Genomic DNA, 24,403 nt, shown 5'->3' on the forward strand with positions numbered 1-24,403 from the left:
AATCCTGCTTTCCTGCATGAATACCCTCAAAAAAAATCGCCGACCCCTGGTGGCGCCGGCGATATTCAAAACAGCTTAAGTCGATCCGATTAACTTGATTCGCTTTAGTCAGGTTTCACTTTAGTCAGGTCAAGCCGCCCGCGCAACTCCATACTTGCTGGTAACCGAGACGGCGCATGCAGCGCGTGGCAGCATCGCTACGCGCTCCACTACGGCAAAAGAAAATCAGTGGCGTGTCTGTATGAAGCAGCCATTCACCGGCGCGGCTTGCCAATTGCGCCAGAGGGACGTTCAGCACCGGCGCATCAAACAGCTCAGCGTCCAGAAAGCTGTGTTCATAGGCTTCCCTGACATCTACCAGCAAGGTATCGGGGCGGTCGTGCAGCAGGTTCCTGATGGTCTCTGCATGGATATGGATGTCATTGACGATGTTGCCTGCAGGTGCCTGGACCGCGCGCTCTGCCGCCAGCGTGGTGAACAGCATGGTTTGCGCATCGCCTGGGCACAGGATAGTGTGTTGATTGCATGTTGCTGCCAGCATTTCCAGCACTGCAGGCTTGTCCGCCAGCGTGCTTGCCGTTTTGCCCATGAACGCATACTGCACTTGCTCCGGATTCAATTTTTCCGCTATCGCTTTTCCTGCCAGGAAGATGCGCGCATTGTCGCTGGCCCGCAAGCAGGCCAGCACCTGGTCTCCAAAGGCCAATGTCTCGCCTTGCTGGACGCTGGTGCCGGTCAATGGCCAGCCGTGCGCGTCGGTGCGGGCGTCGCTGAGACCGCTCGTCTGCACAGACAGCAACGCAGTTAGCGCATCGCGTGCTTCGGCAGCCGGCGAGTGCAAATCCGTTACCAGGACGGCAGTCAACTGCAGGCCGTGCAGGTGCACATAGCGCGCCAGCCTGTCGTTCAGCTCGTTGACGGGATCGATGATCACACAGCGGCGTGCAGCGGCATCGGTCAGTACCCAGCAGCAGACGCCATCGCTTTCCAGGCGCAGCAGGCCATCCTGTATGCTGGCCAGCACGTCGGTGGAGCCGCCGGCTTGGCGCGTAGCTTCAGCGCACAGCGCGATGCGGGCGACGGCTTCGGTAATCTCGTTTTCTGTCGTCGCAGGTCCAAAAGACATACGGATGGCCGAACTTGCGTAGTCGTCGCGTATCTTCATTGCCTGCAATACATAGCTGGGGGCGCTGCTGCTGGAACTGCAGGCAGAACCCGAGCTGACGCGTATGCCGGCGGAGTCGAAGAGGTTGAGCAATTCCTTGCTGCCTATGCCCGGTACCGAAAAATTCAGCGTGGTCGGCACAGAAAAATCCAGCGGCGAATTGAATACGATCTCCGGGAAGGCTGCACTGAGCGCTGCCACCAGCCTTTTGCGAAACCCGTGCAATGTGTCGTGGCCATGGAAAACAGGGTCCTTGTTTTCCATCAGTGCCATGACGGCATTTAGTGCGGCGATGCCTGCGGTATTTTCCGTGCCTGAGCGCAATGCAAACTCTTGTCCGCCGCCAACGGTCAACGGCGTGTAGGGCGCACCAGCGCGCGCATACAGCATGCCTATGCCTTTGGGAGCGTACAGCTTGTGGCCGGAGAAAGTGGCGTAGTCTATCCGCGTGTTTGCCAGGTCCAGCTTGATCTTGCCCAGTGCCTGCACCGCGTCCACCAGCCACAGCGCCTGGCTGGCGCTGTCCAGCAAGGTCTTTTCTATGCCGGCCAGATCGGAGATTGCGCCGGTCTCATTATTGACGGCCATCGTGCATATCATCGCTGCATCGGCCGCATGCTTTTTCAGGAAATCCAGATCGTGACGGCCGTTGCCGTCGACCGGAATGGCGACCACGCGGCAACCCAGGCCCAGGAACTGGTTCCAGTGCTTCAGCGCCTCGGATACAGCCTTGTGTTCGGTGGCGCCGTATAGCAACAGCGAGCCGGGCGGGTTAGGCGCAAAGCGGCGCAGGCGCAGTTCTGCCAGCGCGGATAACACGGCGATTTGTATGCCTTCCGTCGCGCCGCTGGTAAAAACGACCTGGCCCTCTCCGGCACCGATCAGCCGCTTGGCCCTTTGCCTGGCCTCATCCAGTTGTGCCTTGGCGCGCAGGCCGGTGGTATGGGTGCTGCTGGGGTTGCCAAAGCCGCTGGCCATGGATTTGCAGGCAGCCTCCACGGCTTGCGGCAGTGCAGGAGTGGTGGCGTTATGGTCCAGGTAAATTTCTGACATTGCTGATCTTGTAATTAAAGGTACTTGTTGCAGCCGGCTTGCTGTTTTTGCATCGTCATAAAGGCGATGTTTGTATGTAGTAGATCGTAGCAACGATCAGGCAGAAATTTTTACCAAATATTTGTGAAATAGCTGCATTAATTAGAAAAATTTTCTATAAAATCGACTATATGGATAAAAAAGATCTGGAAATTCTGGGAATTTTGCAAAAGGATGCAAGTATTGCGCTGAGCGATCTGGCGCAGGCCGTGCATTTGTCGGTCACGCCTTGCTGGCGCCGCGTGCAAAAGCTGCAGGAAGATGGCGTGATCCAGCGCCAGGTCGCCATTTGCGAGCCGCTCAAGCTGAACCTGGGCTTGACGGTGATGGTGGCCTTGAAGGCGGCCCAGCACAACGAGGCATGGATGCAGCGCTTTATCAGCGGTGCCAGCGACATTCCTGAGATAGTGGAAATCTACAGGATGAGCGGCGATATCGATTATTTGCTGAAAGTGCATGTGCCTGATATCGCCGGCTACGACGCGGTGTACAAGAAGCTGGTGAAAGTGGCCGATCTGCAGGACGTCAGCTCCAGCTTTGTGATGGAAGTATTGAAAAGCACGACCGCCTTGCCGCTGGATTATGCGATATTGAAATCGGGGCGCAGTTGATATTTACTACGTGGACCTGGGCTCGGGCTTGCCGCGCTTCTTCGACAAATTGAGATCGAAAGTACGCATTGGATATATTTGAACGCATTCTTGCCATTATCTTGCCGGTGTTTATCGTGATCGGTCTTGGTTATGTGTACGCGCGCTACAAGGGCGCTTCCGTCAAAGACGACATGGTGGCGGTGAATCGGGTCAGCATGGATGTGCTATGCCCCTTGCTGGTATTTACTGCACTGGCCGGCAAGGACTTTGATGTGGTCCACAATGCGTGGCTGATACTGGCCGGTGTGCTGATCGCGCTGGGCTCCGGCCTGCTGGCCTGGCCGGTAGCCCGCCTGCTGGGTTACGACGTGCGCAGCTTTGTGCCGCCAATGATGTATAACAATTGCGGCAATATGGGCCTGCCGCTGGCGGCGCTGGCCTTTGGCGCCAATGGCCTGTCTGCAGCGGTGGCGCTGTTCATGGCTTGCAACCTGGTGTATTTCACGCTGGGCATCAAGATTATCCAGCGGGGCCATCCCGACCACCAGGGGTCTTCATTGAAATTTCTGTTCAGCCCCATGATGCTGGCCATGATGCTGGGCATGGTGTTTGCGCTGCTGCATATCCACCTTCCCGACACCTTGTTCGTAGCGCTGAAAATGACCGGCGATGCCTGCATACCCATCATGCTGTTTGCCTTGGGTGTACGTATGCTGGACATTAATTTTTCCAGTTGGCGCATAGGCATGGTGGGGGCGATTGTGTGTCCGGTGGTGGGCTTGCTGGTAGCGCTGCTGCTGGAGATGATATTGCCGTTGACTGCTGCACAGCGCGGCCAGATGTATCTGTTTGCCGCATTGCCGCCGGCCGTGTTTTGCTTCATGGTGGCGGAGCAGTACCAGCAAGAGCCGGACAAGGTGGCTTCCATCGTATTGCTGGGGAATCTGGCGGCGCTGCTGTTTGTGCCGGCAGGCTTGTGGATGGGCTTGCGCTGATTTAGCGCCAGCATGCATGGCGTGGGTCGCATGCATCTTGCCGTATAAAGTAATCAGGTAAAAAAAAGCCGCCATCAAGGCGGCTTTTTCTTCAGCTAAAGAAAAATTATTTCTTTTCTTCTGCAGTTGCTTCAGCTTCAGCAGCAGTAGCGCCTGCTGGAACAACAGCGATAGCAACCGTTGGGTTGTTGTCACCGTGAGCAACAGCAGTAACGCCTGCTGGCAATACAACGTCAGATACGTGCAGGGATTGACCGGCTTCCAGTTTGGACAGGTCAACTGTCACGAATTCTGGCAGATCTGCTGGCAAGCAGGAGATGTCCAGTTCAACTGCAACGTGGCTGATGACTGCAGAGTTCAGTTTAACTGCTGGGGAAACGTCAGCGTTAACGAAATGCAGAGGCACTTTAACGTGGATCTTCTTGTTAGGATCAACACGTTGGAAATCAGCGTGCAAAACCAGTTGCTTGTATGCGTGGACTTGGAAGTCGCGCAACAGAACTTTTTCTACTTTGCCGTCTACTTCCAGATCCAGAATGGAAGAGTGGAACACTTCTTTTTTCAACGCGTGGTACAGCGCATTGTGGTCCAGAGTGATTGCTACAGGCGCTTCAGGGCCGCCGTAGATGATGCCAGGTGTTTGGCCAGCATTGCGCAGGCGGCGGCTCGCTCCGGTCCCCTGTTCTTTGCGTGCAAATGCGATAACTTTCATTTTGAAACTCCAATATGTGCAAGCCTGGTTAAAAGTGCCGGTCTTGCGGGTTGATCCCCCGCGACCAGGGGATACTACAAAATGCCCCACCTTGCGGCAGGGCGAGAAAAACCTGTTCTAAATTAATCTGCAAACAGCGATATGACGGAATCGCCTTTGGTAATGCGGCGGAAAGTTTCTGCCAGCAGACTGTCGCAAGACAGTTGACGGATCTTGCTGCAAGCCTTGGCTGCTTCCGTCAGCGGAATTGTATCGGTCACGACCAGTTCATCCAGCGGCGATTGCGAAATACGGTCTATCGCAGGGCCGGACAATACAGGGTGAGTACAATAAGCCAATACCTTCTTGGCGCCGCGTTCTTTCAATACTTCTGCTGCCTTGGTCAAGGTGCCTGCGGTATCAACCATGTCATCCATGATCACGCAATTGCGGCCTTCTACCTCACCGATGATATTCATCACTTCGGAAACGTTGGCCTTAGGGCGACGTTTGTCGATGATGGCCAGATCGCAGTTCAGGCGTTTTGCCAGTGCGCGGGCACGTACCACACCGCCCACGTCAGGAGACACTACCAGCAGATCATCATAATTCTTGGCAACCAGGTCACCCAGCAGGATAGGCGATGCATAGATGTTATCAACAGGGATATCGAAGAAACCCTGGATTTGATCTGCATGCAGATCCATGATCAATACGCGGTCGACACCGGCTTCTTCCAGCATGTTGGCGACTACCTTGGCCGAGATCGCAACGCGCGCTGAGCGCGGACGGCGGTCCTGGCGGGCATAACCGAAATAAGGAATCGCAGCAGTGATGCGGCCGGCGGATGCGCGTTTCAGCGCGTCGACCATCAGGATGATTTCCATCAGGTGGTCATTGGTCGGTGCGCAAGTGGACTGCAGCACGAAAACGTCTTTACCGCGAACGTTTTCGTTGATCTCCACCATGACTTCGCCGTCGGAAAACTTGGAAACATTCGCTTTACCCAACGATAAGCCAAGCTGTTTGGCAACGCTGATGGCAAGTGCGGGATTTGCATTGCCGGTAAAAACCATCATGTTATCGTGTGCGTGTGCCATGAAGGGACCTATTGGCTAAAAGTTAAGGCGGGATATACTTGCATAATGCCCCTGGCAATCAAGGCAGGCTTAGGAATTATGCAAGAATACGGGGCACTAAAACTGAAAAAGCCGCCGCACATGTCTATGCGGCGGCTTTAATTTAATGGCAGGGGAACAAGGATTCGAACCTTGGTATGCTGGAATCAAAATCCAGTGCCTTAACCAGCTTGGCGATTCCCCTACACAACCGTTTGTCTGTCGTATTAATTTGCCGCTATTTTAGCGGGATTTTAACGCTAGACCAAGTCTTTATTACGTCTGCAGCAAATAATCCAGAGGATGTTTATGCAGCGCTTTTGCTTTCCACGACTTCCAGCAATCCGGTACCTGCCTTAGTGCTTTGTCTGCCGATGCTTCATCGGGAAACGCACAAAATACACAAGCTCCAGACCCTGTCATCCTTGCATCACCGTAAGTAGAGAGCCATTTGATGGCTGCATCGACTTGCGGGAACATTGCAGTAGCGACTGTTTGCAGATCGTTTTTTCCAAACATTTTTGAATGACTGGAAAAGTCCGTTATTCTGATTGGTTTTGTGTCCCTTGTCAACTCTTTTGCTGAAAATATTACAGGGGTCGGCACCTGCACGCCGGGTTCTATCACCAGATACCAGCAGTCCGGCGTTACTATCGCCTGCAATACCTCGCCGACACCCTCGGCAAATGCATTGGTGCCGAAGATAAAGAAAGGTACGTCGGCACCCAGTTGCAGGCCCAGTTGCATCAGTTGCTGGCGGCTCAAGCCGGTTTCCCACAGATGGTTGAGCACGATCAGCGTGGTGGCAGCATCGGAAGAGCCGCCGCCCAGGCCGCCGCCCATGGGCAGGTGCTTGTGCAATGTCAGGTCGGCGCCGTACTTGCATGCGGTATGGTTTTGCAGCAGGCGCGCAGCGCGTACGATCAGGTCGCTTTCCTCGGGAACCTCGGCAACGTCATTGCAGCGGCGGATAATGCCGTCATCGCGGCTGACGATGTCCAGCGCATCGCAATGGCCGATCAACTGGAAAGCCGTTTGCAGTAAATGGTAGCCGTCGGCGCGTCGCCCGGTGACGTGCAGGAACAGGTTCAGTTTGGCTGGAGCGGGGCAGTTCAGCAGCGAGCGGCTCATGGTGTCTTTTGCTCATTCGCTGCAGGCGCTGCTGAATCGGCCGCCGGGTTCAATACTATTCTCAGCGCCACATTGCCGGCTTGCGCCGTATAGCGATTCAGGTCTATCCGTTTAGGCAGCGAGAAATCATCTTGCCAGCTCGCATAGCGCAATTGCCAGCCGTCCGCAGGGGTGCTTCCATCATTGCTGGTGGAGATCGCAGTGCGCTCACCTTGCGCATTGCGAACAAAGCCTTGCAGCCAGTCGCGCATGCCGGTGATGGGCATAGGCCAGCCCAGCGTTTCGTTCATCAGGCTGTCCAGGTTCTGTGCGTGCTTAGGCGCTTGCTTGGCCTGCACCAGGGTCGCGCCGCTGGCATCCACCGTGATCGTCGCAACCACCTGGCCGAGCGGAGAGAGCAGGGTTACCAGCGTGCTGTCTTTATTTTGCTTCCATTCAAAACTGCCGGGCAGGGACTGCTCTTTGTCATTTTGCTGATACAGCACCAGCAGGCGGCCACTGAGTTCTATGTCTTCATGATAAACACGTTGCGCACCGGCTTGCGCAGCATCGCGGGTGGCGATGCCGGCACAGCCGCTCAGTAACAGGCTGGATAACAGACCAAATAGGGTATACGTCAATAGCTTGCGGAAAAGGAGTGCTTGCATAGAGCGGTGCCTGCGGTAGGGTGAGATGGTGGATATTTCAGCATGGACCCGCAGTCGGGTGTGGATCCATGCTGAATTGCGCAGCGGCTGGCGATTACTTATTGCCGGCTGCGCAGTACGGGCAGTATCAGGGTTTGGCGTTCAGGCGCTGCAGTGTGCTTTTCAGCACTTCGTTGTCGGGGTCCTTGGCCCTGGCTTCGCGCCAGAATTTGCGTGCATTGTCTTTCTGGCCCTGTGACCATAGCACTTCACCCAAATGCACGGCGATTTCTGCATCAGGGCGCAGCGTGTAGGCGCGGCGCAAAGCCTGTTCCGCCTCTTCCGGTTTTGCCAGGCGGAATTTGACCCAGCCCAGGCTGTCCAGGATGAAGGGATCATCCGGCGCCAGTTGCAGTGCTTTTTCTATCAAGATCAATGCTTCATCGAGGCGGATATTACGTTCTGCCAGCGCATAACCCAGCGCATTGTATGCATGCTGGTTATTCGGTGCCAGTTCCATCACTTTTCTCAGCGAGGCTTCCATTTCCGTTACTTTTTGCTGGGACTCGGCAATCATTGCATAGTCGTACAGCAGGTCGGGATTGCTGGGGAAGCGTTGTATCGCTTCTTCCAGCAATTTGCCGGCTTCCTGCGGCCGCTTGGCCTCCCTCAGTAATTGCGCCTCGGCTTGCACCAGTTGTATCTTGTCGTCGTCCGTTGTCGCCGGCACCTCTTTCAGGAACTGCCTGGCTTCGGCCAGCTTGCCGGATTTGGCGATGATCTGCGCACGCCGTATCTGCACATTCAGGTAGGCAGCGTTCCTGCCGTCATACGAATCCACTTTCGACAACCATTCCAGCGCGGCCTTGTCGTCCTTGCGGTCGCTGGCGATCTGGGCCAGGTTGATCAGTGCAGGTGTGGGGTCGCGTTCTTCGGCCGGATTGGCTTCCAGTACGCCGAGGTAGTCGTTGAAGTATTTCTCCGCCACCTTGGTATGCTTGCTTTCCATCGCCAGCACGCCCAGCGTATACATCACGCCGACGTCGTCAGGTTTGTCGCGCAGCAAATGCTCGAACTCGGCAGTGGCCTTGTCCAGTTGTTTCAGGTCGATCAGGATGCTGGCATAGGCCAGCCTGACATCGCGCGCTGCCGGGTTCTTGGCCAGGAACGCAGACATTGCGGTAGCGGCTTCCTGTTGTCCGGATGCTTGTGCAATCGTTAGTATCGCCAGTTGCGAATCCGGTTTTTGCGCCAGTGCTGCCTGCGCTTCCAGGATGGCGCCCTGGTTGTCGCCGCGGGAATAGGATCCTTGCGCCAGTGCCAGATGCGCTTCGTAGGTAGTCTTGTAGGGTTCCACCAGTGCCTGCAGTGCCTCAAACGCTGCATTTTTATCGCGTGCGCGGGACAGCAGGCGCTGTGCCTGCAGCATGATTACGCCATACTGCTTGGGCGATGCACTCGCCAGTTTCTCGGCAAAAACCCTCTGGATTTCTGCCAGGTTATTGTTCATCACCATGAAGCCGAGGTAGTACTGGGTCGCCTCATTGGAACTCGGGGCCAACTCGCGCCACAGGCGTATCGCGGTCATCGCCTCGCCCGGCTGCTTGACTGAAAGCGCTATCTCGGATGCCCGCCGCGCCAGGCGCGGATCGCGGGTTTGCTGGGCGACACTGAGTATCGTGATGTAAGCAGCTTGCCAATTGCCTCGCTGATAAGCGATTTCGGCAGTCAGCAACTTGTAAAAAATTTCATCGGTTAGCTCGACGGCAGGCAACTGATCCTCGCTGGATGGCGGGCTGATGCCATTCAGGGTTTTTTCTGCGTCAAGCGCCGCATGGGCGGCATCCGAAGCCTGATGCGCTTCGTCCGTTGGAACTTCGGTGACCGGCTTCATGCCGGCGCAACCGCTCAGTATCAGCGAGGCCGATACTGCGATTGGTGCTATCGACGTTAAAATGGGTGAAAAAATATTTTTCAAAACAAAATCCTGATTTGTCGATGATGTCTGATTTTACGCCTAAGCCGTGGCGGTGTGCTATGCCGCGCTGGTTTTCTGTGTGTCAAATTGTAGGGGATTTAAACTGATATATCTGTTAGGCTGCGCACTCTCCAGGCGCCGGCCCAGCGGTTTAGGATAGGACTTATGCCCGAATTACCAGAAGTAGAAGTGACCCGCCGGGGCGTGGCTCCCCATTTGACGGGGCGTGTGGTGACCGACGTGATAGCGCGCCGGGACGGCCTGCGCTGGCCTTTCCCCGAAAACCTGAAAGAGTTGCTGCTGAATCAGCGCGTCGTGGCCGCGGGACGCCGCGGCAAATACCTGTTGCTGGAGTTTGCCCACGGTACGGTGCTGATTCACCTCGGCATGTCCGGCCATCTGCGTGTCTTGCCCAGCAAGACGCCCGCTGAAAAACATGATCATATTGATATCGTCATCGGCGAGCAGAGCTTGCGCATGACGGATCCGCGCCGCTTTGGTGCAGTTTTGTGGCACTCGAATGAAGACGGCGATGTAGAAAACCACCTGTTGCTGAGGCAGCTGGGCGTAGAGCCGCTGGAATCCCGCTTTAATGCCGAATTATTGTATAAACTGACACGACAGCGCAGTGCGCCTATCAAGCAGGTGCTGCTAGCGGGGGATATCGTGGTTGGGGTCGGCAATATCTATGCGTCCGAGAGCCTGTTCCGGGCCGGCATCAATCCCAAAACCGCGGCCAAACGCATCAGTCTGGCGCGTTACGTGCTGCTAGCGCAGGCAATCCGTGAAACCCTGGCGGCGGCGATAGAAAAGGGCGGGAGTACGCTGAAAGACTTTATTGGGGTAGACGGGCAAACCGGCTATTTCCAGCAGACTTATTTCGTTTATGACCGTACCGGCGAAGCCTGCAGGGTGTGTGGTGCGGCAATCAGACAACTTAAACAGGGTCAGAGGACGACATTCTACTGTGTTAATTGTCAAAAATGAGCCGAGATGCTAGATTCGCATATATAAAGATTGATTGGGGGCAACATGAGTAATCTGGTTCAAAGATTCCAGGAGTACAGCGACTGGCGCAGGGGGGTAGTGACTGCGCTGGAGCAGTATCGCTCATGGTTAAGTGGATCCGATTTGGCCGATGCGGCCAGCGACCAGCGCATCAACCGTCTGCTGGAAAGGCTGGTTGATGACAAATTGTCTATTGCCTTTGTGGCGGAATTTTCCCGTGGCAAATCGGAATTGATCAATGCGATCTTTTTTGCCGAATATGGACAACGCATCCTGCCTTCGTCTGCCGGCCGTACCACGATGTGCCCGACAGAATTGCTGTACGACGAAACCATCCCTCCATGCATACGCCTGTTGCCGATAGAAACCCGCGCCGAAGCGCAGTCCACCAGCGACTATAAGGGACAGCATCACGTATGGACTGTGCTGCCGCTGAATGTTGGCTCGGGCGAAGGCATGCTGGAAGCCTTCAAGCAGGTCAGCCTGACCAAGAAAGTCACCAAGGACGTAGCCAAATCCTATGGCCTGTTCGACGAAAGCGATCCTGATGCGCCGCTGGAAGTGGATGAAGACGGCATGGTCGAGATTTCGCAATGGCGCCACGCTATCGTCAATTTCCCGCATCCGCTGCTGAAAGAAGGCCTGATCATCGTCGATACGCCGGGCCTGAATGCAATCGGTACCGAGCCGGAGCTGACGCTGAACCTGATTCCTAACGCGCATGCAGTGCTGTTCATCCTGGCGGCCGATACCGGCGTCACCAAGAGCGACATCGACGTCTGGCGCAACCATATCGGCGGCGGTGCAGGGCGCATGGTCGTGCTGAACAAGATAGACAGCATGTGGGATGAGTTACGCACGCCGGAAGAGATAGAAAGCCAGATCGCGCACCAGATCAGCACCGTTGCCCATACGCTGTCGCTGGATGAAAAGCAGGTTTTCCCTGTTTCTGCGCAAAAAGGCCTGGTTGCCAAAATCAACAAGGATGCCGAATTGCTGGCAAGGAGCCGCCTGCCGACGCTGGAAAATGCGCTGTCGCATGAACTGATTCCCGCCAAGCAGGACATCATCCGCTCGCAGTTGAGCAAGGACGTCGGCGAGATCACCGGTGCCCACCATGCGGTCATGTCTTCGCGCAGCCGCAGCGTGATAGAACAGATGATGGAATTGAAGAGCCTGCGCGGCAAGAACAAGAACGTCATCGATCACATGATGAAGCGTATCGATGCGGAAAAGAAAGAGTTCGACGCCAGCCTGATCAAGATGCAGGGCACTCGCGCAGTGTTCACACGTTTATGCACCGAGGTATATACCAGCCTGGGCATGGACATTTTGCGTGAAGAGATACGCAAATCCAGGGATGCGATGGAAAAGAGCCGTTTGTCCATAGGTTTGCGCGATGCGGTCAAGCACTTCTTCGCGCAACTGAAAAGCAATCTGCTGACTTCCAACAAGAAGACCGATGAAATCTCGGAAATGATGGCCATCATGTACCGCAAGTTCTCTACCGAACATGGTCTGGCATTGTCGGCGCCGATGCCGTTTTCCCTCGATAAGTACATCAAGGAAATAGCAGCGATAGAAGCGGTGTATCAAAAGCAATTCACGACGGCGACGATGCTGACGACGCCGCAGGTAATCCTGATGCAGAAGTTTTTTGACTCCATCGCGTCGCGCGTCAAGCAAAGCTTCCTGCAAGCTAACCGGGATGTGGAAGCCTGGCAAAAAGTTGTGATGGCTCCGCTGGAAGCACAGATCCGCGAGCATAAGGGACAGTTGAAAAACCGCATGCAATCCATCCAGCGCATCAATGTCGCCACCGACAGCCTGGAAGACAAGATCGCCAGCTTCGAAGCGATGCAGGCTGAAATTGATGCCCAGAAGAAAATCATGACCGACTTCGAAAACCAGTTGAAAGCTGCGCTGTCGGCACAGCTGGTCGCACTGAAAGTCGCGGCATAGGGCATAATCTGTACTGCGGGATGTTCCTTGCCAGGAATATCCCGCACTATGATTACAGAACCGGGGTATGGAACCACCCACTGCTCGCATAGGCACAAGCCTGCATATCCTCCACCGATTGCGATTGAAAATACTTTTTCTGTAAGGATGAGGTGTTTTCCGGTTGAGCGGGTTCTCGCGGGTTCTACATGTTGGATATGCTCTTACAAGGAATCCCTATGTCAAATCACCGTACAGAAACAGACTCGATGGGCGCCATCGAGGTAGCCAGCGATGCCTATTGGGGCGCGCAAACACAGCGCTCGATACAAAATTTCCCTATCGGCATAGCACGCTTCAAATGGCAGCCGCCCATGATACGCGCGTTGGGGATACTGAAAAAAGCTGCGGCGCAGGCAAATGCAGAGCTGGGCGAACTCCCGGCCGACGTCGCCAAAAGCATCATACAGGCGGCCGACGAAGTAATCGCCGGCAAGCTGGACCAGCACTTCCCGCTGGTAGTATTCCAGACCGGCTCCGGCACCCAGTCCAATATGAATGCGAATGAAGTGATTTCCAACCGCGCCATCGAGATTGCCGGCGGCGTCATGGGTAGCAAGGCACCCGTGCATCCGAATGATCACGTGAACCGCGGCCAGTCCTCCAACGATACCTTCCCGACTGCGATGCATATTGCGGTCGTAGAGCAACTGTACCTGCACCTGTTCCCGGCGGTGGAGCGCCTGCGCAATACGCTGGCGGCCAAATCGGCCGAGTACAAGGGCATAGTAAAAACCGGCCGCACCCACTTGCAGGATGCCACGCCGATCACGCTGGGCCAGGAGATAGGCGCCTGGGTGGCGCAACTGGATTTTGCGCTGCACGCTGTCAAGCAAGCTTTGCCGGGCGTATATGACCTGGCAATCGGCGGCACCGCCGTGGGCACCGGCCTGAATGCGCATCCGCGTTTCGGCGATCTCGCCGCACACTGCATCGCGCAGATCACCGGCTACCCTTTCCGTTCCGCGCAAAATAAATTCTTTGCCCTGTCTGCGCATGATGCGTTGGTGAATCTGTCTGCCAGCCTGCGCACGCTGGCCGGTGCGATGATGAAGATCGCCAATGACGTGCGCTGGCTGGCCAGCGGTCCGCGCTGCGGCATAGGTGAGCTGAATATTCCGGAAAACGAACCGGGTTCATCGATCATGCCGGGCAAGGTCAATCCTACCCAGTGTGAAGCAATGACCATGGTGTGCGTGCAGGTGTTCGGCAACGATGCAGCGGTCGCTTTTGCCGGCAGCCAGGGTAATTTCCAGCTGAATGTATATAAACCTGTCATGGTGCATAACGTACTGGAAAGCATAGAACTGCTGGGCGACACCTGCAACGCCTTCCATGATCAGTGTGCGGTCGGCATAGAACCCAATCTGCCCAAGCTGAAGGAAAATCTGGACAAGAACCTGATGCTGGTCACCGCATTGAACCGTCATATCGGCTATGACAAGGCAGCATCCATTGCCAAGAAAGCCCACAAGGAAGGCACCAGCTTGCGCGAAGCAGCGCTGGCGACCGGCTATGTGACGGCGGAGCAGTATGAGCAATGGATCATCCCCATCGACATGACCCATTCCTGAGCTTGAGTAATTTGACGCAATTAACATCGCAATTCACAACGCAACTAAGCTACGCCGACCCCAGTTTTTCCGGCGAGCTTATCCGCTGGCAGAAGCAGCACGGCAGGCATAGCCTGCCGTGGCAGCAGACAAGGGATGCCTACAAGGTATGGCTGTCGGAAATCATGCTGCAGCAAACACAGGTGACTGCGGTCATTCCGTATTACCAGCGTTTCCTGGAGAGTTTTCCCACGGTGCAGGATCTGGCTGCGGCCAGTTCCGAGCAGGTAATGGCGCACTGGAGCGGCCTGGGCTATTACACGCGTGCCCGCAATCTGCATAAATGCGCGCAGCAGGTAGTGGCTTTGTATGATGGCCGCTTTCCATCCGATCCGGCCTTGCTGAAGGAGTTGCCGGGCATAGGACGTTCCACCGCCGCTGCGGTCGCAGCTTTTTCCTACGGTACCCGGGCAGCCATCCTGGATGGCAATGTGAAACGCGTATTTGCGCGGGTGTTCAGCGTGGAGGGGTTCCCTGGTTCAAAGCCGGTGGAGGACGCGCTTTGGCTCCGGGCCGAAGCCTTGCTGCCGGAAACGGGCATAGAAGCCTATACGCAAGGCCTGATGGACTTGGGGGCTACCTTATGCACCCGCAGCAGCCCAGCCTGCGTACGATGTCCATTCCAGCAACGCTGCGTCGCCTATGCGACTGGACGTACCGCCGAACTGCCGGTGCGCAAGCCGAAGAAGCAGCAGAGGGAAAAGCAGGCGGTGATGCTGGTGGTGCTGCATGAAGGCCAGGTATTGCTGGAACAGCGGCCCGATAGCGGTATCTGGGGTGGCTTGCTGTCGCTGCCGGAGCTGGATGGCATGCGTGACATGGATGAGGATAACGAGGCTGAACTGGCGGATGCTTTTCCCGAGGTGACCAGGCTGGCGCAGCAATTCGGTGACGTCGCCTCTATCGAAGCGCTGCCGCCGTTTGCCCACGTGTTCACGCATTTCAAGCTGAACGTGACGCCGATACAGTTCAATCTGGCGAAACGCCATGTCCAGGTGGCGGAGGACAGGCATGTCTGGTATCCGGCGCAGCAGATTGACAGCGCACCCTTGCCTGCGCCGGTAAAAAAACTACTGCAATCCTTGCTGGCGCCCAGCCTGTGGTCGGCTAGCTAGAGCTTTCAGCGGCGCCCAAAAAGATTATTTTTGCAGCGTGCTCCTACTTCTGGTTTTATAGTCCGGGCTGATGTTGTAGTATTAACTAGATGCCACGTATATAAAGAATGCCCCATCCCCTGCAGTGGGGCAAGCAGGAGACAGATTTGTTTGCCAAGATTTTTTCCGGACTCGTACTGAGTGTTGCCGCGACCCTCCCTGGTTTAGCCCTTGCCGAAGGTGCGGTAACCAAGGCTTGCCGCGTTCCTGACTTTCCCCAAGAAGTGCAATGCGGGAAAGTGCAGCGGCCGCTGGACCCTGCTCACCCCGAAGGCAGGAAAATCGACATCAATTACGTGGTAGTGCCCTCCCAGGACAGGAACAAGTTGCCGGATGCGATTTTTCTGCTGGCCGGCGGCCCGGGCCAGAGCGCGATCAGCGTGGCAGGCTGGGGGCAGTTTGCCTTCAGCCGCCTGAACCGGCGCCGTGATCTGGTTTTCGTCGATCAGCGCGGCACCGGCCGTAGTGCTCCGCTGAATTGCACGGAACTGGAAAACAATGCAGACATGTTTGATGCCGAACAGGCCTTCCAGAGTTCACAGAAATGCCTGAGCCGCCTGCAAGCCTTGCCTTACGGCGACCTGAAGCAATTCACGACAACGATAGCGATGCAGGATCTGGATGCGGTCAGGCAGGCGCAGGGTTATGCCAAGATCAATCTGGTCGGCGTCTCTTACGGCACGCGCGCCGGACTGGAATATCTGCGCCAGTTTCCGCAGTCGGTGCGGCGCGTCATCCTGGATGGCGTGGTGCCGCCGGATGCGCGCCTTCCTTCCAGCGACGCGCAGTTGGCGCTGGATGCGGTATTCGCCGATTGCGTTAAAGATGCCCGCTGCAATGCTGCCTACCCCAGGCTGGCTGAGCGCTGGAGTAAATTGCTGGCGGGTTTGCCGCGCCAGGTGACGCTGCAGCATCCGCGCCTCGGCAGCGAGATGCAGATACTGATGACGCGCGACCTGGTCGTCAGCATGGTGCATAAGTCACTGTATGCTCCGATGAATGTATCCGGCCTGCCTTATGCGTTGACCCAGGCGGAACAAGGGAAGTACGCGCCGCTGGTCGCCCTGAGTGGCGCCACCAATTTGCCGGGGCAGGGCAGCATCGCGTATGGCATGCATTTCTCGGTATGGTGTGCAGAGGAATATGCGCGGCTGCCGGACGTGCCTGCCGCAGATGATTTTTCCCGCGTGATGGATGGCATGTACAAGAAAATTTGCGAAAAATGGCCGCGCGGTAATGTACCGGCGGAGTTCTATACGTTACCCAAAAGCCCGGTGCCGGTGCTACTGCTTAGCGGCGGCATAGATCCGGTGACGCCTACTCCGCGCGGTGCGCATGTTGCCGAGGCGCTGGGTCCGCTGGCCATACATTTGTCTGTGAACAATGCCGGCCACGGCCTGATGTCGCAGGGAGGCTGCCTGCGCGAGCTGGCATACCGCTACCTGAACGCGAAGGATGATCAAGAGGCGAACAAAGTGGACACTTCTTGCGTACGCCAGATTCCGCGTCCCATGGCCTGGCAGCTACCGCTGCCGATGACAGCTGCCTCTGCCGGAGCTACCGGCAATGGAGGCAAGCCATGATCAAGGTTGAAGGCTTGCATAAGGAATTTATCAAGGAAGGCCGTTTCAGCTTCGGCAAGCGCACGACAGAAACCATCAAGGCGGTGGACAGCGTCAGCTTTACCGCGAAAGACGGTTCCATCACCGGCTTGCTGGGTGCAAACGGCGCCGGCAAGACCACCAGCCTGCGCATGGTTGCATCGCTGCTGGCGCCGGACAAGGGCGAAATTATTGTCGATGACGTGAAGGTGGTCCCTGGCCAGCAGGCATCGCTGGCCCGCATGGGCATCTTGTCCGATGCCCGCGGCCTGTATCCGCGCCTGACTGCGCGTGAAAACATCCATTACTACGGTATTTTGCATGGCATGGAAAAGGCGCTGGTAGAGCATCGCGCCGAGCAGCTTGCGCACTGGCTGGAAATGGGCAAGCTGATGGAAAGGCGCACCGATGGTTTCAGCCAGGGCGAACGCATGAAGACGGCGCTGGCGCGTGCGCTGGTGCACGATCCCAAGAACATCATCCTGGATGAGCCTACCAATGGCCTGGATGTCGTGGCAACGCGGCACTTGCGCGAATTTTTGCGCTGGCTGCGTTCGCCGGAGGGCGGTAATAAATGCATTATTTTCTCCACCCATATCATGCAGGAGGTAGAGCGCCTGTGCGATCACGTCGTCGTCGTGGCCGAGGGCCGCGATGTCGCTTGCGGCAGTGTGGAAGAGTTGCTGCAGCAGGCGGGCAAGGCAGATTTTGAGGATGCCTTTGTCAAGCTGGCCTTCCTGCACCCTTCCACGCCGGTCGAACGGAATGCGGAGGGCGTGCAATGAAGGCGATACTGGCCATATTCCGCAAGGAGATGATAGATGCGATGCGCGACCGGCGCACACTGCTGGTGGTATTGCTGAGTTCTCTGCTTGGCGTGCCTTTGCTATTGCTGATTGTTTCTGAAGTGCTGTCGCAGGTCGAGTCGCAGGAGATAAAGCGGACTGTGGTTGCCGTTGATATCCAGTATGCTCCCAGCCTGGAAAACTACATCCTGCGGCAAGGCTTCCTGATCCAGCCGGCACCGGCCGACTATGAAAAAAAATTGCACAGCAAGGAATTGACGCAACCGGTATTGCTGGTGCCGCGCGATTTTGAAGACAAGCTGTCGCATGGCGAAAAGGTGACGCTGGAAGTGGTGTTCGATACCTCCAATACGCAGGCGCAGTTCGGGCTGCGGCCCTTGCGCAAGATACTGGACAGCTATGTGCAGGAGCACGCACTGCTGGGGCTGATGATGCGCGGCATCTCGCCGGAAGTGCTGCAGATGGTGGACATCAAGGAAAGGCAGATCAGCCGGCCCGAAGAGCGTAAAGTGACTATCACCGGCATGCTGCCCTTCATGCTGATCATGGCCATCGTTATCGGCGGTATGTATGCGGCGATCGATACCACGGCGGGCGAACGGGAGCGCGGCTCGCTGGAGCCTCTGATGATGAACCCGGTCTCCGGCTGGCAACTGGCAATAGGAAAATGGGGCGCGGTGGCAACCGTCAGCATGACGGTGGTAGTGTTGACCGTACTGAGTTTTTTTCCATCGCAATGGCTGATACGTAATGAAACCCTGCGCGCCGAGTTTCAGTTCGGCGCCAGCGAAGCTTTGGGATTCCTGATGGTGCTGCTGCCGCTGGCGGCCAGCCTTGCAGCCATACAGATAGGCGTGGCCCTGAACTGCAAGAGCTACAAGGAGGCGCAGGTGCGCAACCAGATACTCAGCCTGGTCGTCAGCATGGTGCCGCTGACGCTGACCTTCAATCCGGGGCGCGAACCGGCGTGGTTCCAGTGGGCGCCTGTGCTGGCGCAAAACATCATGATGAACCACGTGCTGAAAGGCGAGGCGGTGGGCTATGCGGCGATTGCGATTGCGCTGCTGGTATGTACCGGATTGACTGTGGTCAGCCTGGCCTATGTCGCCAGGAAAATGCGCAGGGTGGTGATGGGATAGCGCTCCGGCGCCTGCTTGCTATGTGATAGCGGGGCAGGCGCAGATGGGCAGTTCAGTGATGGATCTGCTCCAGCCGGCGATGGCGGACCAGTACCTGCTCCTTGTCCCGGAAATAGCTGGCGAGATGTTCTACCATGAATACCGAGCGGTGCTGGCCGCCGGTGCAACCTATTGCGACTGTCAGGTAGCTGCGGTTGTCCTTCTTGAATAGCGGCAGCCACTTCTCGATGAACTTGCGGATATCCTCATACAAGTCCAGTGCCATATCCTGGCTCTTCAGGTAGGTGACGACGGGCTCGTCACGGCCGGTCAGCGCGCGCAGCTCCAGATCGTAATAGGGATTCGGCAGCATGCGTACGTCGAATACGAAATCTGCATCCAGCGGCACGCCTATCTTGAAGGCAAAGGATTCAAACATCAGTGTCAGCGGTGCATGCTGTATCTGTATGATGTCCTTTACCCATTCACGCAATTTGTTGGCGCTCAGGTTGGAAGTGTCGATCACATGCGCTAGCGCCTGGATCTCGGCGACCATTTCCCGCTCTTCCTGTATGCATTCGGTCAGGCTCAGGCGGTCTGTCCCTACATTCCTTTGCAGGCGATGCGAAAGCGGGTGGCTGCGGCGGGTTTCCGAAAAGCGCGCGACCAGGGATTCGGTGCTGGCAGTCAGGAACAAAATCTTGACTTCATGCCGGTCCTGCCTGAGTGCGCTGATCGTATCCGGCAGGCTGGTCAGCAGGTGGGCGCTACGGGAATCGATCGCCATGGCGGCGGACTCTATGCCTTCCCCGACCAGCGTCGTGATCAATTCAGGCAACAGGCTAGGGGGCAGATTATCGACACAGTAGAATCCTGCGTCTTCGACGACATTGAGTGCTACCGATTTGCCGGAGCCGGAGATACCGGAAATGAGAAGGATGCGCATGCTGTGTCAGTATGGAGGTAAAGGGCCGCTTACGCTGGCGGAAGTATAGACAGGATTATGCGCCTACGGTTCCATTCCGTCATCCATCGCGCGCCGCTGGCGCTCCATGAATTCCTGCAATGTATCGATGCCGCGCAGTTGCAGGATGGTATTGCGCACCGCTGCTTCCAGCAATACCGCGATATTGCGGCCGGCGGCTACAGGAATCACTACTTTCTTGATCGGCAGGCCGAGTACTTCCTCGGTTTGCGAATCGATAGGCAGGCGTTCGTAATTTTCTTCCAGCGTGCTGCGCCTGACCAGATGCACGATCAGCTTCAGGCGCATCTTGCGGCGCACCGCGGTTTCGCCAAAGATTGCCTTGATGTCCAGCAGGCCCAGGCCGCGCACTTCCAGCAGATTTTGCAATAGCGGCGGACAGCGGCCTTCTATCATATTCGGTGCGATGCGTGAAAACTCCACTGCGTCATCGGCCACCAGGCCATGGCTGCGCGAGATCAGCTCCAGGCCCAGTTCGCTTTTACCCAGACCGGATTCACCGGTGATCAATACTCCCACTCCCAGTACGTCCATGAAGACGCCGTGCATCGTAATCTGCTGTGCCAGTTTCTTGGACAGATAAACGCGCAGGAAATCGATTACCTGGGCCGCAGGCAAGGGGGTGGAAAACAGCGGGATATTATTGTCGTCGCAAACGGTCAGGAATTCTGCCGGGGCATCCAGGCCCTGCGCCACCATTAGTGCCGGCGGCGCGCCTGCAACCAGTTCTTTCAGCAGGTTGGCGCGCGAATTGGGCGAAATGCGTTTGTAGTACTCTATCTCCTGATGTCCCAGCACCTGTATGCGGCCCGGGTGGATCAGGTTCAAATGGCCGACCTGGTCGGCAGAAGAAGTCGCATCGCCGGTGATTTGCTTGTCTCCGCCCGAAAAGCCGGCAAACCAGCCCAACTGCATGGAATCACGATTGTCGTCGTAGATTTTTTGTATCGTCAGTTCGGTCAGTAATGGCATGTTGGCTAACAGGGATCGCTTGGCAGAAGGTGGGAGGGGCTAAGAGCGGGACTGTGGCGGCTACCGCCTTACGACGGGGCGGCTAGCCGACGGACTGCAGATTAGGCTGCCAGGAGATGATCTTTTCGTGAACTGCTGCAGCGTCCGGTTCGGCACTCAGCAGGTTGCGGAAATCCTCATTGGACAGCATCTCGGCGATTTCAGACAGGATTTCCAGATGCTGTTGCGTGACATTGTCCGGCATCAGCAGGAATACCAGCAAGTTGACCGGTTCGCCATCGGGGGATTCAAATTGGATAGGCTCCGCCAGCCTGACGAAGGCGGCGATAGGCGCTTTCAGGCCCTTGATACGGCCGTGAGGAATCGCTACCCCGTGGCCTAAACCCGTGGAACCCAGTCTTTCCCTGGCAAATAGATTGTCTGATACAACCGAGCGGGCAATGCTGCAGTTATTTTCAAATAATAGGCCTGCTTGTTCAAATGCCCGCTTCTTGCTGGATACCTCAAGATCTAGCAATACGTTGCCTATAGGCAGTATTTTTGCAATATTCGTCATGATACGAAATCAATGGTGCGGCGCACAAAATGTGCGTCTGACAAATTATAGGCTTCTTTTTTGTGTATGCAAGCCAAAATCATCCCCGTCTTTCCATTCGGACACATTCACATGTGCATCTGACAAGTCTTGTCGCAAGTCTTAATATCGGGCGGGGAAATCGTTCGTTTCTCTATCCTAGTACCAAAAAAAGGTCGTTGGAATTTTTTTTGAATCGTTTGCCAGGGCCTGTTAGCATTTAAATTGGGAGTGTGAATGGGTCTAAACAGGTGCAGGGCTAGGCGTAGTCCGCGCCGCAGTATGAATACTGCCAGCGGGCTGCAACAACGCCCTGCGCCTGTTTAGACCCATTCCCTCCGGGTTCCAAGCAAAACGCGTGCTGGACTGCGTTGCACTCCTTGTTAAGGCACCAGCCTTAACTGCGTTGCGCGCCTTGCCAGCCCGTGTTTTGCTTGGAACGCATCTCCCAATTTAAATGTTAACAGGCCCTAAGCCTTATTTGCGGCGAGCAGTTTTTCAAATTCATCCACAGGCACTGGGCGGCTGAAATAATAGCCCTGCATCTGCTGGCAGCCTGAATCTGCCAGGAAAAACATCTGGTCCGCTTTTTCCACGCCTTCTGCCGTCACGCTCATGCCCAGGGCATTTGCCATCGCAATGATGGCATTGGTCAGTATGACCGAATCGTGATTTTCCGGAATGTCGCGGATAAAGGAGCGGTCGATTTTCAGGTTGTCTATAGGGAAGCGTTGTAAATAAGACAGGGATGAAAAGCCGGTACCGAAATCGTCCAGCGAGATGCTGACACCCAGATCCTTGATCGCATTGAATACCGGCAGCAGCATGTCTGCTTCGCCCATCAACAGGCCTTCGGTGATCTCCAGTTGCAAACCTTGCGCCGGCAGGCCGGCCTCATCCAGCGCTTGCTGGATGAACTTGCTGAGGCCGGGGTCCTGGAATTGGCGCGGTGATATGTTCACGCTGACCACCAGATCGGGGGCGAGCGTTTCGCGCCACAAGCGGGTCTGGCGGCAAGCCTGTTCCAGCACCCAGCGTCCTATCGGCAGGATCAGGCCTATTTCTTCAGAGATGGGAATGAATTCGTTAGGCGCGATGATGCCTATGTCCGGCATTTGCCAGCGTATCAGCGCTTCCGCGCCGACGATGCGCGAGGTCTTCAGGCAGATCTTGGGCTGGTAATAGACCAGGAACTCCTGGTCCGCCAAAGCGCGGCGCAGGTTCTTTTCCAGTGCATAGCGGTGCTGCGCCCTGACATTGAGCTCGGTGGTAAAAAACTGGTAGTTGTTGCGGCCCGATTCCTTGGCGTAGTACATCGCCGAATCGGCACAGCGCAGCAGCGTAGCGCAGTCATCGCCATCGTGCGGGAAGACGCTGATGCCTATCGAGGTGCCGAGATAGTATTCGTTGCCTTCCACATAAAACGGCTCGCGTATGCGTGCCAGCACGCGTTCTGCCATCTCTTTCAGATGGGCTGCATTGTCGAAGGCTTCCGCCACGATCACGAATTCGTCGCCGCCCAGTCTTGCCAGCATATCGCTGGTGCGGATGCAGGAGCTGAGGCGGGATGCGACGTCTTTCAGCAGATTGTCGCCGGCAGAGTGGCCGGCGGTATCATTGACGTTCTTGAACCTGTCCAGGTCGAGGAAAAGCACGGCGACCCGGTGGTTATTGTTGCGTGCATTGGTCAGTGCATGGGACAGGCGCTGGTTCAACTGATGCCGGTTCGGCAATCCGGTCAGCGCATCGTGCGATGCCATATAGTGAAGCTGGCGCTGGGTTTCCCTGACCTCGGTGGTATCGGTGAAAGAGATCAGGACCGCATTCACTGTCTCCTTGCTGCTATCCATGATGGGCATGACATTGACCAGCAGCCAGGCAACGGAACGGTCACGCAATTCCATGCCTATCGACAGGTTCATGATGGGGGTGCGAGTCCTGAATACCACCGAGGCAGGATCGTCGCCCAGCGTTCTTTCCGAGCCGTCTTCATTGATGATGCGTTTGAAGTAGCGGTGGCGGCGACCGGTAGAGTGAAGGTTGCTTATCTTCAGGATGCGCATGGCGCTGGGATTGCAGGTCAGTATCTGCCCGCCGGGAGCGACCACCATGATGCCTTCTGTCAGGTTGGTCACGACTGAGCGGTAGCGTTCTTCGCTTTCCGCCAGGCTTTGCTCCATCCTTTTTTTGTCTATCGCCAGCGCAATCAGGTCCACCGCGCTGATGATTTTTTGTTTCTCGGCGTCGCTGGGAGCGCGCGGCGCCGGGTAGTAGATGGCGAATGCACCGAGTACCGTCTGAAATGCGGTAACTACCGGTACCGACCAGCAGGCGCGCAGGCCATGCTGCATCGCGATGTCGCGATAATCTCGCCACAGGGGATCTTGTTCTATATCGCTGACGAACACCGGGCGGCCATGGAAAATGGCGGCGCCGCAGGAGCCGGACTCCGGCCCTACCGGCGCGTTGATGATTGCCTCCCAATACTCTGTCGGCAATGATGGCGCGGCGCCAGGCAGCAAATGCTCATCCTCCGCGTCCAGCAGCATCACCGAGCAGATCGCGCCATGGCCCAGCAATTTTTCCATGCGCTTGCAGATATCTTCAAGGATGAGCGGCAGCGGGCGGTCAAGTGCGACGGTATTCAAGGTGTCTTGCCCAGGCTGGCTCAAGTCCAGTCTCCGGGAAGTATTTTTTTGCGCAGCCTGGACTGTTTCCCTGCCGGCAGACCGGCTGAACTGGGTATTGATCTGCCTGGCTGTCAGTTGCAGCGCCTGTTTTTTGTTATGCATGAAACTGCAGGCGCGGATTTCCACGTCAACCAGGCTGCCGTCCAGGCACTTGCACTGCAATTCGGCCGTAACGGGAGCGCCATCTTTCAGCAAGCCCTGAAACAGACTGTTTGCCTGCGCCAGGCAGGCTGGCGTCATGAATGACTGAGGTCTTAAACCGAGTAGCTGCTGTGGCGCAGAGGCTTTTAGCAAGGCAAGGCCAGCCGGATTAGAAAAAGCCAATACACCATCGACCACAACGTAGATGGCGTCCGGATTCAGTTGGATCAGCGTGTCATGCCAATCACTGCCGCTGGATACGGAAGGCTTTTTACTACTGCTCAAAGAAATAATTGAGCTCACAGCGAGACTTGTTGAAGGTGCATAGTAGGTGGAAGTAGGTAAATCGGG

The 24,403-nt window shown here is 56.3% G+C and carries 19 protein-coding genes and 1 tRNA gene; 9 read left to right on the forward strand and 11 right to left on the reverse strand.

Annotation, left to right across the window (positions count from 1 at the left end):
* Positions 1-124 precede the first annotated feature (124 nt).
* A complete protein-coding gene (locus tag IEW12_RS15200; RefSeq protein WP_188566947.1) occupies positions 125-2,218 on the reverse strand; it encodes an aminotransferase class V-fold PLP-dependent enzyme in 2,094 nt (697 codons plus the stop codon).
* Between the two features lie 170 nt (positions 2,219-2,388).
* Here IEW12_RS15200 and IEW12_RS15205 point away from each other — a divergent pair, with 170 nt between their 5' ends.
* Both IEW12_RS15205 and IEW12_RS15210 read left to right on the forward strand, forming a co-directional pair.
* The gene (locus tag IEW12_RS15205) at positions 2,389-2,868 is read left to right on the forward strand and encodes an Lrp/AsnC family transcriptional regulator (RefSeq protein WP_188566948.1); all 480 of its coding nucleotides are present in this window, start codon (positions 2,389-2,391) and stop codon (positions 2,866-2,868) included.
* A 68-nt stretch (positions 2,869-2,936) separates the two neighbouring features.
* Positions 2,937-3,845, forward strand: a complete 909-nt coding sequence (locus tag IEW12_RS15210; RefSeq protein WP_188566949.1) for an AEC family transporter — start codon at positions 2,937-2,939, stop codon at positions 3,843-3,845.
* A gap of 106 nt (positions 3,846-3,951) precedes the next feature.
* Here IEW12_RS15210 and IEW12_RS15215 read toward each other — a convergent pair whose 3' ends face one another.
* The 6 genes from IEW12_RS15215 to IEW12_RS15240 all read right to left on the reverse strand — a co-directional run bounded on the left by IEW12_RS15215 (position 3,952) and on the right by IEW12_RS15240 (position 9,389).
* On the reverse strand, positions 3,952-4,557 hold the full coding sequence (locus tag IEW12_RS15215; protein WP_188566950.1) for a 50S ribosomal protein L25/general stress protein Ctc: 606 nt from the start codon (positions 4,555-4,557) through the stop codon (positions 3,952-3,954).
* 122 nt (positions 4,558-4,679) lie between these two features.
* Entirely contained in the window at positions 4,680-5,636 is a 957-nt protein-coding gene (locus IEW12_RS15220; RefSeq protein WP_188566951.1) for a ribose-phosphate pyrophosphokinase, read from the reverse strand.
* Positions 5,637-5,782: 146 nt separating this feature from the next.
* Positions 5,783-5,859: transfer RNA gene (locus IEW12_RS15225), tRNA-Gln, on the reverse strand.
* Between the two features lie 71 nt (positions 5,860-5,930).
* Entirely contained in the window at positions 5,931-6,785 is an 855-nt protein-coding gene (gene ispE / locus IEW12_RS15230; protein WP_188566952.1) for a 4-(cytidine 5'-diphospho)-2-C-methyl-D-erythritol kinase, read from the reverse strand.
* Positions 6,782-7,432, reverse strand: a complete 651-nt coding sequence (gene lolB, locus IEW12_RS15235; protein ID WP_188566953.1) for a lipoprotein insertase outer membrane protein LolB — start codon at positions 7,430-7,432, stop codon at positions 6,782-6,784. Before lolB ends, ispE begins: the two co-directional genes overlap by 4 nt.
* Before the next feature lie 127 nt (positions 7,433-7,559).
* Positions 7,560-9,389, reverse strand: coding sequence for a tetratricopeptide repeat protein (locus IEW12_RS15240; protein WP_308789136.1), 1,830 nt, complete (start codon positions 9,387-9,389; stop codon positions 7,560-7,562).
* A 165-nt stretch (positions 9,390-9,554) separates the two neighbouring features.
* On the opposite strand from IEW12_RS15240, the gene mutM reads away from it, so the two are divergent.
* The 7 genes from mutM to IEW12_RS15275 all read left to right on the forward strand — a co-directional run bounded on the left by mutM (position 9,555) and on the right by IEW12_RS15275 (position 18,711).
* On the forward strand, positions 9,555-10,376 hold the full coding sequence (gene mutM / locus IEW12_RS15245; protein ID WP_188566954.1) for a bifunctional DNA-formamidopyrimidine glycosylase/DNA-(apurinic or apyrimidinic site) lyase: 822 nt from the start codon (positions 9,555-9,557) through the stop codon (positions 10,374-10,376).
* A gap of 45 nt (positions 10,377-10,421) precedes the next feature.
* Positions 10,422-12,359 (forward strand): dynamin family protein, encoded by a 1,938-nt coding sequence (locus IEW12_RS15250; RefSeq protein WP_188566955.1) that lies wholly within the window; start codon positions 10,422-10,424, stop codon positions 12,357-12,359.
* A 218-nt stretch (positions 12,360-12,577) separates the two neighbouring features.
* The gene (gene fumC, locus IEW12_RS15255; RefSeq protein ID WP_188566956.1) at positions 12,578-13,972 is read left to right on the forward strand and encodes a class II fumarate hydratase; all 1,395 of its coding nucleotides are present in this window, start codon (positions 12,578-12,580) and stop codon (positions 13,970-13,972) included.
* 11 nt (positions 13,973-13,983) lie between these two features.
* Positions 13,984-15,126 (forward strand): A/G-specific adenine glycosylase, encoded by a 1,143-nt coding sequence (gene mutY / locus IEW12_RS15260; RefSeq protein ID WP_229751140.1) that lies wholly within the window; start codon positions 13,984-13,986, stop codon positions 15,124-15,126.
* Between the two features lie 107 nt (positions 15,127-15,233).
* Positions 15,234-16,748 carry an alpha/beta hydrolase gene (locus IEW12_RS15265; RefSeq protein WP_188566958.1) on the forward strand — a complete coding sequence of 505 codons (1,515 nt, stop codon included), beginning with the start codon at positions 15,234-15,236 and terminating at the stop codon, positions 16,746-16,748.
* Positions 16,745-17,551 (forward strand): ABC transporter ATP-binding protein, encoded by an 807-nt coding sequence (locus IEW12_RS15270; protein ID WP_188566959.1) that lies wholly within the window; start codon positions 16,745-16,747, stop codon positions 17,549-17,551. Before IEW12_RS15265 ends, IEW12_RS15270 begins: the two co-directional genes overlap by 4 nt.
* Positions 17,548-18,711, forward strand: coding sequence for an ABC transporter permease (locus IEW12_RS15275; protein ID WP_188566960.1), 1,164 nt, complete (start codon positions 17,548-17,550; stop codon positions 18,709-18,711). Before IEW12_RS15270 ends, IEW12_RS15275 begins: the two co-directional genes overlap by 4 nt.
* Before the next feature lie 52 nt (positions 18,712-18,763).
* Here the strand turns inward: IEW12_RS15275 and rapZ are convergent, their stop codons facing one another.
* The 4 genes from rapZ to IEW12_RS15295 all read right to left on the reverse strand — a co-directional run bounded on the left by rapZ (position 18,764) and on the right by IEW12_RS15295 (position 24,337).
* Positions 18,764-19,636, reverse strand: a complete 873-nt coding sequence (gene rapZ / locus IEW12_RS15280) for an RNase adapter RapZ (RefSeq protein ID WP_188566961.1) — start codon at positions 19,634-19,636, stop codon at positions 18,764-18,766.
* Positions 19,637-19,699: 63 nt separating this feature from the next.
* Entirely contained in the window at positions 19,700-20,647 is a 948-nt protein-coding gene (gene hprK / locus IEW12_RS15285) for an HPr(Ser) kinase/phosphatase (RefSeq protein WP_188566962.1), read from the reverse strand.
* An 82-nt stretch (positions 20,648-20,729) separates the two neighbouring features.
* Positions 20,730-21,203, reverse strand: a complete 474-nt coding sequence (locus IEW12_RS15290; protein WP_188566963.1) for a PTS sugar transporter subunit IIA — start codon at positions 21,201-21,203, stop codon at positions 20,730-20,732.
* A gap of 488 nt (positions 21,204-21,691) precedes the next feature.
* Positions 21,692-24,337, reverse strand: a complete 2,646-nt coding sequence (locus IEW12_RS15295; protein ID WP_188566964.1) for a sensor domain-containing protein — start codon at positions 24,335-24,337, stop codon at positions 21,692-21,694.
* Between the last annotated feature and the right edge of the window lie 66 nt (positions 24,338-24,403).

Source organism: Parundibacterium terreum, from assembly GCF_014636315.1.
In the GTDB taxonomy this organism is placed as follows: domain Bacteria; phylum Pseudomonadota; class Gammaproteobacteria; order Burkholderiales; family Burkholderiaceae_D; genus Undibacterium; species Undibacterium terreum.

Bases quoted from the DNA above. Each gene is read 5' to 3' on its own strand.
- IEW12_RS15290 (WP_188566963.1), bottom strand. From the start codon at position 21,203: ATGACGAATATTGCAAAAATACTGCCTATAGGCAACGTATTGCTAGAT.
- IEW12_RS15200 (WP_188566947.1), bottom strand. From the start codon at position 2,218: ATGTCAGAAATTTACCTGGACCATAACGCCACCACTCCTGCACTGCCG.
- IEW12_RS15215 (WP_188566950.1), bottom strand. From the start codon at position 4,557: ATGAAAGTTATCGCATTTGCACGCAAAGAACAGGGGACCGGAGCGAGC.
- IEW12_RS15250 (WP_188566955.1), top strand. From the start codon at position 10,422: ATGAGTAATCTGGTTCAAAGATTCCAGGAGTACAGCGACTGGCGCAGG.
- mutM (WP_188566954.1), top strand. From the start codon at position 9,555: ATGCCCGAATTACCAGAAGTAGAAGTGACCCGCCGGGGCGTGGCTCCC.
- IEW12_RS15220 (WP_188566951.1), bottom strand. From the start codon at position 5,636: ATGGCACACGCACACGATAACATGATGGTTTTTACCGGCAATGCAAAT.
- lolB (WP_188566953.1), bottom strand. From the start codon at position 7,432: ATGCAAGCACTCCTTTTCCGCAAGCTATTGACGTATACCCTATTTGGT.
- hprK (WP_188566962.1), bottom strand. From the start codon at position 20,647: ATGCCATTACTGACCGAACTGACGATACAAAAAATCTACGACGACAAT.
- IEW12_RS15275 (WP_188566960.1), top strand. From the start codon at position 17,548: ATGAAGGCGATACTGGCCATATTCCGCAAGGAGATGATAGATGCGATG.
- rapZ (WP_188566961.1), bottom strand. From the start codon at position 19,636: ATGCGCATCCTTCTCATTTCCGGTATCTCCGGCTCCGGCAAATCGGTA.
- IEW12_RS15270 (WP_188566959.1), top strand. From the start codon at position 16,745: ATGATCAAGGTTGAAGGCTTGCATAAGGAATTTATCAAGGAAGGCCGT.
- ispE (WP_188566952.1), bottom strand. From the start codon at position 6,785: ATGAGCCGCTCGCTGCTGAACTGCCCCGCTCCAGCCAAACTGAACCTG.
- fumC (WP_188566956.1), top strand. From the start codon at position 12,578: ATGTCAAATCACCGTACAGAAACAGACTCGATGGGCGCCATCGAGGTA.
- IEW12_RS15205 (WP_188566948.1), top strand. From the start codon at position 2,389: ATGGATAAAAAAGATCTGGAAATTCTGGGAATTTTGCAAAAGGATGCA.
- IEW12_RS15265 (WP_188566958.1), top strand. From the start codon at position 15,234: ATGCCCCATCCCCTGCAGTGGGGCAAGCAGGAGACAGATTTGTTTGCC.